7 protein-coding genes are annotated in these 10,841 nt (G+C 77.5%); 3 read left to right on the top strand and 4 right to left on the bottom strand.

All coding sequences use genetic code 11. The annotated features are described in order from the left end of the window. The first annotated feature begins 228 nt into the window (after positions 1-228). Positions 229-501 (top strand): 30S ribosomal protein S20, encoded by a 273-nt coding sequence (rpsT, locus tag V9U69_RS01255; protein WP_337059470.1) that lies wholly within the window; start codon positions 229-231, stop codon positions 499-501. Between the two features lie 105 nt (positions 502-606). On the opposite strand, the gene holA is transcribed toward rpsT, so the two are convergent. Further along, the gene (gene holA / locus V9U69_RS01250) at positions 607-1,623 is read right to left on the bottom strand and encodes a DNA polymerase III subunit delta (RefSeq protein ID WP_337059469.1); all 1,017 of its coding nucleotides are present in this window, start codon (positions 1,621-1,623) and stop codon (positions 607-609) included. 203 nt (positions 1,624-1,826) lie between these two features. Between holA and V9U69_RS01245 the strand changes: the two genes are divergently transcribed. Continuing rightward, positions 1,827-4,412, top strand: coding sequence for an AMP-binding protein (locus V9U69_RS01245; protein WP_337059468.1), 2,586 nt, complete (start codon positions 1,827-1,829; stop codon positions 4,410-4,412). A 48-nt stretch (positions 4,413-4,460) separates the two neighbouring features. On the opposite strand, the gene V9U69_RS01240 is transcribed toward V9U69_RS01245, so the two are convergent. From V9U69_RS01240 to V9U69_RS01230, 3 genes are read right to left on the bottom strand one after another with little or no spacing between them, the layout of a single operon-like run. Further along, complete coding sequence (locus V9U69_RS01240) at positions 4,461-6,905, bottom strand: ComEC/Rec2 family competence protein (RefSeq protein ID WP_337059467.1); 2,445 nt, start codon at positions 6,903-6,905, stop codon at positions 4,461-4,463. After that, complete coding sequence (locus V9U69_RS01235; protein WP_337059466.1) at positions 6,902-7,786, bottom strand: ComEA family DNA-binding protein; 885 nt, start codon at positions 7,784-7,786, stop codon at positions 6,902-6,904. The genes V9U69_RS01240 and V9U69_RS01235 overlap by 4 nt, the downstream gene beginning before the upstream one ends. 39 nt (positions 7,787-7,825) lie before the next feature. Further along, positions 7,826-8,479, bottom strand: a complete 654-nt coding sequence (locus tag V9U69_RS01230) for a TetR/AcrR family transcriptional regulator (protein WP_337059465.1) — start codon at positions 8,477-8,479, stop codon at positions 7,826-7,828. A 70-nt stretch (positions 8,480-8,549) separates the two neighbouring features. Here V9U69_RS01230 and V9U69_RS01225 point away from each other — a divergent pair, with 70 nt between their 5' ends. Then, on the top strand, positions 8,550-10,838 hold the full coding sequence (locus V9U69_RS01225) for a glycoside hydrolase family 3 C-terminal domain-containing protein (RefSeq protein WP_337059464.1): 2,289 nt from the start codon (positions 8,550-8,552) through the stop codon (positions 10,836-10,838). Positions 10,839-10,841 lie beyond the last annotated feature (3 nt).

Raw genomic sequence — 10,841 nt, 5'->3', positions numbered from 1 at the left:
GGCGGCCCGGACGCACCCCCGGCCCCCCCCGCCCGCGGGCCCGGACTCCAGCGGCGCGACGCGCCGTCCGGGCGCGCGCCCCTCCCCTGCTACCCTGGATGACGCCTTCGCCTCCTCGTGCGGAGGTCACGGTCGATCACCCTCACCCCCGGTCCCCCACGCCGGAGTCCAGGTGTCCCGGCCGCCCTCTGACACCGAACAGCTCGATCGCAAGGAGACGGACGCCTCGTGGCGAACATCAAGTCCCAGAAGAAGCGCATCCTCACCGCCGAGAAGGCGCGCCTGCGCAACAAGGCCGTGAAGTCGGAGCTGCGCACCGCCGTCCGCGCGCTGCGCGAGGCCGCCACCGCCGGTGACGCCGAGAAGACCGCCGCCGCGCTGAAGCACGCCAGCCGCAAGCTGGACAAGGCCGTCAGCAAGGGCGTGATCCACAAGAACCAGGCCGCGAACCGCAAGTCGGCCATCGCGAAGACCGCCGCCAAGGTCGGCTCCGCCGCCTGAGCACCAGCTCACCGCGAAGGGCCGGTCCCCCCCAGGGGGACCGGCCCTTCGCCGTCCCCGGGCTCGGCAGCGGCCGCACCGGGGCAGCCGCACCGCGGGGCGGGGTCAGCGCTCCCGGGCCGCCGCGGTGGCCTGCACGGCGCGCTCCAGGGCGAACGCGCCGTCCTGCCCGCCGCCCTTGACGGCGTGGTCGGCCGCTGCGACGGCGAGGATCGCCTCGGCCATCCGCTCCGCGGACATGCCCTGCACCTCGCGGCGCACCTTGTCCACCAGCCACGGAGCCATGCCCAGGTCGCGGGCGACGTCGGCGCCGCGGCCGCGGGTGGCGGCGACCTTCGCCAGCTGCCGCAGGCGCGAGGCCAGCGCCGCGACCACCACGACCGACGGCACCCCGGTGGCCTCCGCGTGCCGCACCAGCGCCAGCGCGCGGCCGACGTCCCCGGCGATCGCCGCGTCCGCGACCTCGAAGCCCGTGGCCTCGCGGCGGCCGGAGTGGTAGCGGTGCACGTCGGCCTCGGTGACGGTGCCCTCGGTGTCGTTGAGCAGCTGGTCCAGGCCGGCGGACAGCTCGCCGAGGTCACCGCCCAGCGCCGCGACCAGGGCCCGGGCGGCCTCCACGTCGATGCGCCGGCGCGCGCGGCGGGCGTCACCCAGCAGCAGGTCCACCTTCTCCTGGTCGCGCTTCAGCGGCTGGCACGGCACCTCCACCGCGCCCGGCGCGGCGCGGCCGGCGTCGAGCACCTTGCGGGCGCGGTTGCCGCCGCGGTGGCGCAGCACGAGCACCACGTGCTCGGCGGGCGCCGTCAGGTACTCCAGCACGTCCTCCACGAACGCGTCGGTGGCGGCGTCCACGCCGTCGACGAGGACGAGGGACTGCTCGTCGAACAGCGACGGCGAGGTCCAGGTCGCCAGCTGCCCCTTCTGGTAACCGGCGGCGGCGACGTCGGTGCGCTCGAAGGACGGGTCGCGCTCGCGCAGCCGCGTCAGCAGCGCCGTCAGCGCCCGGTCCGCCAGGTGGTCCTCGGAACCGGTGAGCAGCACGACGGGCGCGGGCTCGACGTCGTGCGGTGACGGGGACGCGGCCTTCTTCGCGGCGCGCGCGGGGGTGGTCCTGCTGGGCACGGCGACAGCCTGCCACCCGGGGCGGACGTTCCCGTCCGGACCGGCTCCCCGACCGCCGAACGCTTTGCGTCAGAACGTGATCACCCTGCGTCGAGAACTGCTGTCTTCCATGCGTCACCTCCTCCTCGGGATCCCGGTTCCGGGGTTCGCGGCGGCCCCCACCGGCTACCTTCGCTCCCAGCACCAGGGGAGGGACCCACATCGTGAGGACAGGAACGTCTCCCGCCGACGGCGAGGTGGCGTCGCAGTTGCAGGGGCTGAGCGGGGAAGCGTCGGCGCGGTCGATCGTGCCGCGCATCGTCGAGGTCGCGCGGGCCCTGGAGGACGAGGTCGTGGCCGGGGACGGTCGCGAGCGGCTCACCGGCGGCGCGCTGCTGCAGCGGGCCGCGCTGGTCCGCGAGGCCGTGCTGGCCGCGCAGCCGCAGGGGCGGCCCGTGGCGGTGCTGCGCGGTCACGACGTGGGCGCCCTGGCGGGCGTCGTGGGGGTCCTCGCAGCGGGGGTCCCGCTCGTGGTGCTCGACCCGACGACACCGGCACCGCGCCTGCGGCACCACGTCGAGGCGGCGGGGGCGACGATCTGCGTGACGGACGCCGCGCACGCCGAGACCGCCCGGCTGCTGGCGCCCACGGTGCTGGACCCCGAGCACGACGGCCGGTCGCTGCCGGACCCCGCGGCGGCCGCGGAGTCGCTGCTGGGCTCACCGGCCGGTCCCGGCGACACCGCCGTCGTCGTCTACACCTCCGGCTCGACCGGCGTCCCCAAGGGCGTCGCCTGCGACCACCGCTCGATCCTGCGCGACGCCTGGGTCAACAGCGTCGCCTCGGACTGCTACGGCCCCGGCGACGTCGTCGTGCACCTGCTGCCGATGGCGTTCAGCGCGGGCGTCGGCGTGACGCTGGCGTGCCTGCTCACCGGGGCGCGACAGGAGCTGTTCGACCCCCGCAGCCGCTCGGTCGCGGAGCTGCACGGGTGGATGCGGGAGATCGGCGCCACCGTGCTGCTCGCCTCCCCGGCGATCCTGCGGGGGTTGCTGGCGAGCCTGCGCCCCGGCGAGACCCTCGAGGGACTGCGGTCCTTGACGATGGCCGGCGAGACGGTCCACGGCGCCGAGCTCGCCGCGATCCGCCGCGCGGTCGGCCCGGGGTGCTCGCTGCGCAACCGCTACGGCTCCACGGAGACCTGGCTGATGGCCGAGCAGCGCATCGAGGCCGGTGATCCGCTGCCGCCCGGGGCGACGCCGGTCGGCCGGGCGGTGCCGGGACTGCGCTTCGACGTGGAGGACGAGCACGGCCGGCTGCACGAGCGGGGCACCGGGCGCGTGGTCGTGACCGGTCGCTGGCTCGGCAACAGCTACTGGGGCGCACCCGAGCGCACCGCCGAGGTCTTCCGCGAGAACCCGGACGGCACCCGCACCTTCCGCACCAGCGACGTCGGCACCCTCGACGACCACGGCACCCTGCGCCTGCTCGGGCGCACCGACGACAGCGTCAAGGTGCGCGGCCTGCTCGTGGAACCGGGCGAGGTCGACGCCCTGCTGTTCGCCCAGCCGGACGTCCGGGAGGCCGTGGTGCTCGGGCGCACCTCCCCCCGCACCGGGCGCACGGCGCTGGTCGCGCACGTCGTCCCCGAGCCCGGCGCGACGCTGCACGCGGCCGGGATCCGCGCCCTCGTGGCCGCGAACCTGCCCTCGCACATGGTGCCCGAGCAGGTCGTGTTCCTGGACGCGCTGCCCCGCACCGAGCGCGGCAAGCTCGATCGCTCCGCGCTGCCCGAGGTGCCCGACGTCGTGGGCACGAAGCGCCCGCGCAACGACCTCGACGCCGTGCTGGTGGGCCTGTTCGAGCGGGTCCTGGAGATGCCGTCGCTGGGCATCGACACCGACTTCTTCGCCGCGGGCGGCGACTCGCTCGCGGCCCAGGCCCTCGTCGCCGCGATCGAGGAGGAGCTGGGGATGAGCTCCCGGCAGCTGTCGACCGCGCTGATCGCCGCGAACCCCACACCGGCCCAGCTCTCGACGGCCCTGCGCAACCCGCGCCGGCGCACCTCGCCCACCCTGGTCCCGCTGCGGACCGGCGGCAGCGGCACACCGCTGTTCGTGGTCGCCGGGGCCGGGGGCGCGGCGGTGGGGCTGCGGCCGCTGGCGGTGCGCCTGCCGGGCACGACCGTGTACGGCCTGCAGGCCCACGGCATGGAGAACCCGGGACTGCCCGACTGGTCGATCCGGCGCCTGGCCGCCCGGCACGTGCGCACCCTGCGCGGGGTGCAGCCGCACGGCCCGTACCGGCTGGCCGGGCACTCCATGGGCGGGCTGGTGGCCCTGGAGGCGGCCCAGCAGCTCACGCGCGCCGGCGAGGAGGTCGAGCTGCTGCTCGTCCTGGACTCCTTCCCCCCGGACCCCGACCTCGTGCCGCGGGTGTTCGCCCCGGACGAGGGGCCGGTGAACCGGGTCAGGTCGGTGGCGGGCCTGCTGGCCACCGGCATCGTCCCCAACAGCGACGGGGGGCACCACGGGCGCTTCCACCGGCAGGGCAACGTGCTGCAGCGCCGCTACCGGACCACCCCCTACGCGGGGAGGACCGTCGTCGTCGTCGCCCGGGACGACGCGGACGCCGGGGCCCGGCGGCAGTGGGAGGGGCACCTGACGGGCGACTGGGTCCGCCACGAGCTGCCCGGCGAGCACATGACGATCCTCACCGAGCCCCTGGTGGGACACCTGGCCCCGCTGCTCGCCCGCGAGCTGGACGCCGTCCAGGAGGAGCGGAGCGCGGCAGCGGGCACGACCGTCTGACCGGTGACGGGTGAGACGCCCCCTCCGGGTGCACCGGGAGGGGGCGTCTCACCCGGCGGAGTGGCGGGCGCGGCGCTCCGCCTGGCGCGGATCGGACCCGCGCACCAGCGTGCGCAGCCGCGCGGCGGTGCCCGCGACGGCGACGTCGCCGTCGCGGTCGGTGCGCAGGGTGCGGGCGCCCAGCGCGTCGAGGACGCCCAGCGTCTGCGCGGCGGGGTGGCCGTAGTCGTTCACGGCGCCCACCTCGACCAGCGCCACGCGCGGGTGCAGCGCGGCGTAGAGCTCCGGTTCCTGCCGGGGCGAGCCGTGGTGCGCGACCTTGACGACGTCCACGACCGCCCCACCGGGCCAGGAGGCGGCCGTGCGCAGCAGCCGGCGCTGCCCGCCCGGTTCCAGGTCCCCGGTCAGCAGCACCCGCACCCCGGCCACCTCGGCGAGCAGCACGACGCTGGCGTCGTTGACCTGCGAGGAGTCCGGCTGCACCGTCGCGGCGACCGCGGGGTCGGGGGCGAGCACCGTCCAGCTCACCCGCCCGGCGGTGCCGGTCGAGCCCGCGGCGGCGACCCGCACCGGCGCGCCGGCGTCCGCGGCCGCGCGAGCCACCCGCTCCGAGGCCGGCGGCACGGTGAGCGGGGAGACGAGCACCTGCCCCACCTCCCGGTCGCGCACGGCGCCGGGCAGGCCGTCGACGTGGTCGGCGTGCGGGTGGGTGAGGACCACCGCGTCCAGCCGCCGCACGTCCAGGCGGTCCAGGCAGTCGTCGACGAGCTCGGGGTCGGGACCGGCGTCCACCAGCACCCCCGAACGGGGCCCGGAACGCAGCACCACCGCGTCGCCCTGGCCGACGTCGCAGCCCGCGACGAGCCAGTCCGGTGCGGGCCACGGCCCGGTGGGACCGCCCCAGCGGGGTGCGCAGCGCACCAGCACCGCGGTGCACAGCGCCAGCGCCGCAGCAGCGGCGAGCCACCGCCGGCGCGCCGGCCCGGCGCGGCCACCGCGCAGCAGCGCCGCGGCCGACAGGAGCAGCAGCAGCGTGCCCAGGGCGACGAGCGCGGCACCGGCCGCCCCGGCGGGCACGGGCACCGCCACGGGCACGTCCGCCGCGCGACGGGCCACGAGCGCGATCCACCCCACCGCCCACCCGGCCGGCTGCACGACCACGGCCGCCCCCGACGGCCACACCACCGCGACGCCGGTCGCCAGCAGCCCGAGCACCGTGGCCGGCGCGACCGCCGGCGCCGTCAGGACGTTGGCCGGCAGGGACAGCGGGTGCACCGACGGGGTCAGCAGCACGACGACCGGACCGCACACCGCCTGCGCCGCCGCGGGCACGGCCAGGGCGTGGGCGAGCGCGCGCGGCACCCCGGCGTCCTGCAGCCGCACCGCCCACGGCCGGGCCAGCAGCAGCAACCCCGCCGTGGCGAGCACCGAGAGCACGAACCCCACCTCGCGCGCCAGCCAGGGGTCGGCCACCAGCAGCACCAGCGCCGCCCCGGCGAGCACGGGCACCCCGCGCACCGGCCGGCCCGCCAGCAGACCGGTCAGGCCCACCGCCCCCATGACGGCCGCGCGCAGCACGCTGGGCTCGGGGCGGGCCAGGACCACGAACCCGGCCAGGCCGGCACCGGCGGCGACCAGCCGCAGCCGCCGCCCCAGCCCCAGCCAGGAGGCCGCCAGCACGAGGGCCCCCACGACGAGGGTGGTGTTGGAGCCGCTGACGGCCGTGAGGTGGCTCAGGCCGACCGCGCGCATGTCGGCTTCCAGGTCGGCCGGCAGGGCGGAGGTGTCGCCGGCGACGAGGCCGGGCAGCAGCCCGCGCGCGTCGGGGGGCAGCCCGGCGCAGGCCGCCCGCAACCGGGCCCGCAGGTGCTCGGCGGCGCGGTGCACGGCACCCGCCGGGGCGAGCGCGCGGGCGGGACCGCGCGCGTGCAGCAGCACCACCGCCCGCTCCCCCGCCTCGGCGGGTGCGAGGCGGGCCGTCAGCCGCACCCCGGTGCCGACGGGGGCGCTCCAGCCGTCGGCGTCGGTGAACACCGCCGCCGGAGCTGCCACCTCCAGGCGCCGACCGCGCACCAGCACCTCGCTCACGCGCACGTCCACCACGACGCGCTCGGGCGCCCCCGGGCGCACCGCGCCCAGGGGCCGCGGGTCGGAGCGCACCTCGGCGACGACCTCGGCGACCGCCCGGCGCTCGGCCCACCGGGGCAGGTCACCGGTGCCGGCGCGCGCCTGCTGCACCACCACCGAGGCCAGCACGGCGACGAGGGCGGTGGCCACGAGCACGAGCCGGGCGCCGCGCCGGCGCAGCACCAGGGCGACGAGGCAGAGCAGGAGGACGGCGGTGGTGACGGCGAGCGCGGTGCGGGCGGCCGGGCCGGCGGCGGGGGCCCACGCGGCCGCGCCCCACCCGGCCAGCGCGGCCGTGACCAGCCGCAGGTCCAGCGGTACCGGGGGCCGGGAGCCGTCGGTGGCGGTGGGCGGCGCGGTGCTCACGCGCGCACGAGGTCGCGGAGGCCATCGAGCAGCTTGGGGCCGATCCCCGGCACCTCGCCCAGCTCCTCCACGGAGGTGAAGCCGCCGTTGTCCTGCCGCCAGGCGACGATCCTCCCGGCGAGGACCTCGCCGATGCCGGGCAGGGCGTCGAGCTGCTCGGCGGTGGCGGTGTCGAGGTCCACCGGCGCTGCGGTCCCCGCTCCGGCGGCCGCGCCCTGCGCCGGCGGCAGCGCCGCGGCGGGGGCGGGTGCGGCGGCCTCCCCGGGGGCGGGGACGAGGACCTGCTCGCCGTCGGTGAGCGGGCGGGCGAGGTTGAGCGCCGCGAGGTCGGCCTCGCCCGTCGCACCGCCGGCCGCGTCCAGCGCGGCGGCCACGCGGCTGCCGGCGGGCAGGGTCACCAGGCCCGGTCGCAGGACGCGACCGGCGACGTGGACGACGACGGTGCCGGTCGAGCTCACGACCGCCGTCGTGGCCGGAGCCGCCGTCGTGGCCGCGGGTGCCGTCGGCGCCGCGGGGTCCGCGGCGTCGGTGGCCCCGGCGGAGGGCGCGGGGACGCCGGCGCGGGCGGGCACCGGCCGCCCCGGTGCCGTCGTCGCCCCGTCCGGCCAGGTGGACCAGGCGAGCAGCCCCAGCCCGACGGCGAGCAGGACCGTCACGAGCACCACCCCGGCGGCGGCGCGCGGGCCCACGCGCCAGCGCACGGCACGCAGCCCCGGCGGCAGCCGGTCCTCGACGCGCTGCAGCGCCTCGCCCAGCAGGGCGGACGGCCCCGCGCCCGGCGCACCGCGCCGGTGCGGGGCGGCCGGGGCGCGCAGCTGCCGCTGCGCCAGCGCGCGGGCGCGGGCGGCGGCGACGCGGTCGGACAGCGGGGGCGGGGGCACGCGGGAACGCTAGGTGCGCACGCCCCGGCGGGCAGCGGCTCAGCCGGCGGGCTGTGGACCGGGGTCGACGGCGGCCGCCTGGGGAACGCGCGCGAGCTCGCCGGCCAGGTGCTCCTCGAGCTGGACCGCCATGTCGAGCCCGTCCCGGTCCAGCAGCCACTGCACCTGCAGGCCGTCCATGACCGCCACGAGGCGGCGGGCGGCGGAGGCGGGGTCGGGGTGGGCGCAGTCGGCGAACGCGACGCGCACCTGCTCCACCGTGCGGGCGTACCGCTCGGTGAAGAACGCGCGAGCCGGGTGGCCGGGCGCGGTGGACTCCGCGGACAGCACGGTGAACAGCTCGACGATCCCGGGGCGCTGCGCGTTGCGGCGCGCCACCTCCACGAGGGCGCGCAGGCGGTCGGTCCCACCGCGCTCGGCCAGGGTGAACTCGGCGGCGTCGAGGGCGTCGCGGTGCTCCAGGACCGCCAGCAGCAGGGCCTGCTTGCTGCCGACGTGGTGCAGCAGCCCGGCGTGCGAGAGGCCGCAGCGCGCGGCCAGCTCGCGCAGCGAGGCGGCCCGGTAGCCGGACTCGCCGAACAGGCGCACGGCCTCGTCGAGGATCAGGCGTCGCCGCTCACGCCCCTTGGCGTACCCGCCGGCGCGCGCTCCGCGCTCTGCACCGTCCCCGGACCTCGTCCCGCTGCGCTGCACGGGTCGTGTCTACCACCACGACCACCCGAACACCTACCACCTGGTCGGTTTCCGGGGTAGCGTGCGCGCCATGACCGACACCGCCGTCCCCACCCCGGCCCCGGCCGGGGACCGCGTCGAGGAGCTCCTCGCGCAGCTCACCCTCGAGGAGAAGGCGTCGCTGCTCGGCGGCTCCGACTTCTGGCACACCCAGGGCGTCGACCGCCTCGGCGTGCCGGCCGTGATGGTCACCGACGGCCCGCACGGCCTGCGCAAGCAGGCCGAGGACGCCGACCACCTCGGCCTGAACGCCAGCGTCCCGGCGACCTGCTTCCCGCCCGCCGCCGGCCTGGCGTCCTCCTGGGACACCGCCCTGCTGCGCCGCGTCGGCGAGGCGCTGGGCCGCGAGACGCGCGCCGAGCGCGTCGCCGTGCTGCTCGGCCCGGGCGTGAACATGAAGCGCACCCCGCTGTGCGGGCGCAACTTCGAGTACTTCTCCGAGGACCCGGTGCTGGCCGGGGACCTGGCGGCAGCGATGGTCGCCGGCGTGCAGAGCCAGGGCGTCGGCACCTCCCTGAAGCACTTCGCGGCCAACAACCAGGAGACGGAGCGGATGACCGTCTCCGCCGACGTCGACGAGCGCACCCTGCGCGAGATCTACCTCACGGCGTTCGAGCGGGTCGTGCGCGCCGCCCAGCCGTGGACGGTCATGTGCTCCTACAACCGCGTCAACGGCGTGTACGCCTCCGAGGACCCGTGGCTGCTGACGGAGGTGCTGCGCGAGGAGTGGGGTTTCCAGGGCCTGGTCGTCTCCGACTGGGGCGCGGTGAACGTGCGCGAGGACGGCGTGCGCGCCGGCCTGGACCTGGAGATGCCCTCCTCCGGCGGCACCGGGACGAAGCGGATCCTCGACGCGGTGGCCGCGGGAACCCTGGCCGAGGCCGACGTCGACCGCGCCGTGCGCCGGGTGCTGGAGCTGCTCGCCAAGGCCGCACCCGCCCTGGCCGACCCCGGCACCGTCGACGTCGAGGCGCACCACGCGCTGGCCCGCGAGGCCGCCACCGCCAGCGCCGTGCTGCTGAGGAACGAGCCCGTCGACGGTGCCCCGCTGCTGCCGCTGGCCCCCACCGGCGGCACCGTCGCGGTGATCGGCGAGTTCGCCCGCACCCCCCGCTACCAGGGCGCCGGTTCCTCGCAGGTCAACCCCACCCGTCTGGACGACGCGCTCAGCGCGCTGCAGGAGGCGTTCGCCGGTTCGCGCGAGGTCGTCTTCGCCGCCGGGTACGACCCCGACTCCGAGGAGCTCGACGCCGAACTGGCCGACGAGGCCGTCGGTGCGGCCGAGGCCGCCGAGGTCGCCGTGGTGTTCCTCGGCCTGCCGCCGCGCTACGAGTCCGAGGGCTACGACCGCGACCACATGGACCTGCCCACCGCCCAGGTGGAACTGCTGCGGCGCGTCGCCGCGGCGAACGCGAAGGTCGTCGTCGTGCTGTCCAACGGCTCGGCCGTGACGGTGGAGCCGTGGCAGCAGCAGGTGCCGGCGCTGCTGGAGACGTGGCTGCTGGGCCAGGCCGGCGGCGGCGCCGTCGCCGACCTGCTCACCGGTGCCGTGAACCCGTCCGGGCGCCTCGCCGAGACGATCCCCGTCCGGCACTCCGACAACCCCACCGTCGGGAACTTCCCCGGCGAGAACGGGCACGTGCGCTACGGCGAGGGCCTGCTCATCGGCTACCGCTGGTACGACGCGCACGCCCTGCCGGTGGCGTACCCGTTCGGGCACGGCCTGTCCTACACGACGTTCGCGTACTCCGACCTCACGGTGCGACCGGCCGGCGACGGCGCGGAGGTCACCGTGACCGTCACCAACACCGGTGCTGTCGCGGGCACCGAGACCGTGCAGGTGTACGTGCGCGACCCCGAGGCGAGCGCGTACCGACCCGAGCAGGAGCTGAAGGGTTTCGCCCGCCTCACCCTCGCCCCCGGCGAGAGCGGCACCGCCACGATCGCGCTGGACCGCCGGGCGTTCGCGTTCTGGCACACCGGCACCGGCGACTGGGTCGTCGAGGGCGGGGAGTTCCAGGTGCGCGTGGGCGCCTCCTCCCGCGACGTGCGCCTGACGCGGTCGATCACCCTCGACGGCGACGACGTCCGCCTGCCGCTGACCGCGCAGTCGCCGGTCGACGCCTGGCTGGCGCACCCCGCGGCCGGCCCGGCGGTGCGCGAGGCGCTCGGCGAGGGGCAGTGGACGGCGATGCTGGACGACCCGCAGCACGGGCAGATGATGCGCGCCATCCCGCTGGTCCGCCTGACCCGCTTCCCCGGGTTCCCGATCGCCGAGGACGACCTGCCCGGCTGGGAGGCGCGGGTCGCGCGGGCCTGAGCC

This window comes from Kineococcus sp. G2, from assembly GCF_037154035.1.
Taxonomy (GTDB): Bacteria; Actinomycetota; Actinomycetes; order Actinomycetales; family Kineococcaceae; genus Kineococcus.
Note: the sequence above shows the minus strand (reverse complement) of the source record. Positions and strands in the feature narration are given on the sequence as shown.

Bases quoted from the DNA above. Each gene is read 5' to 3' on its own strand.
- V9U69_RS01225 (WP_337059464.1), top strand. From the start codon at position 8,550: ATGACCGACACCGCCGTCCCCACCCCGGCCCCGGCCGGGGACCGCGTC.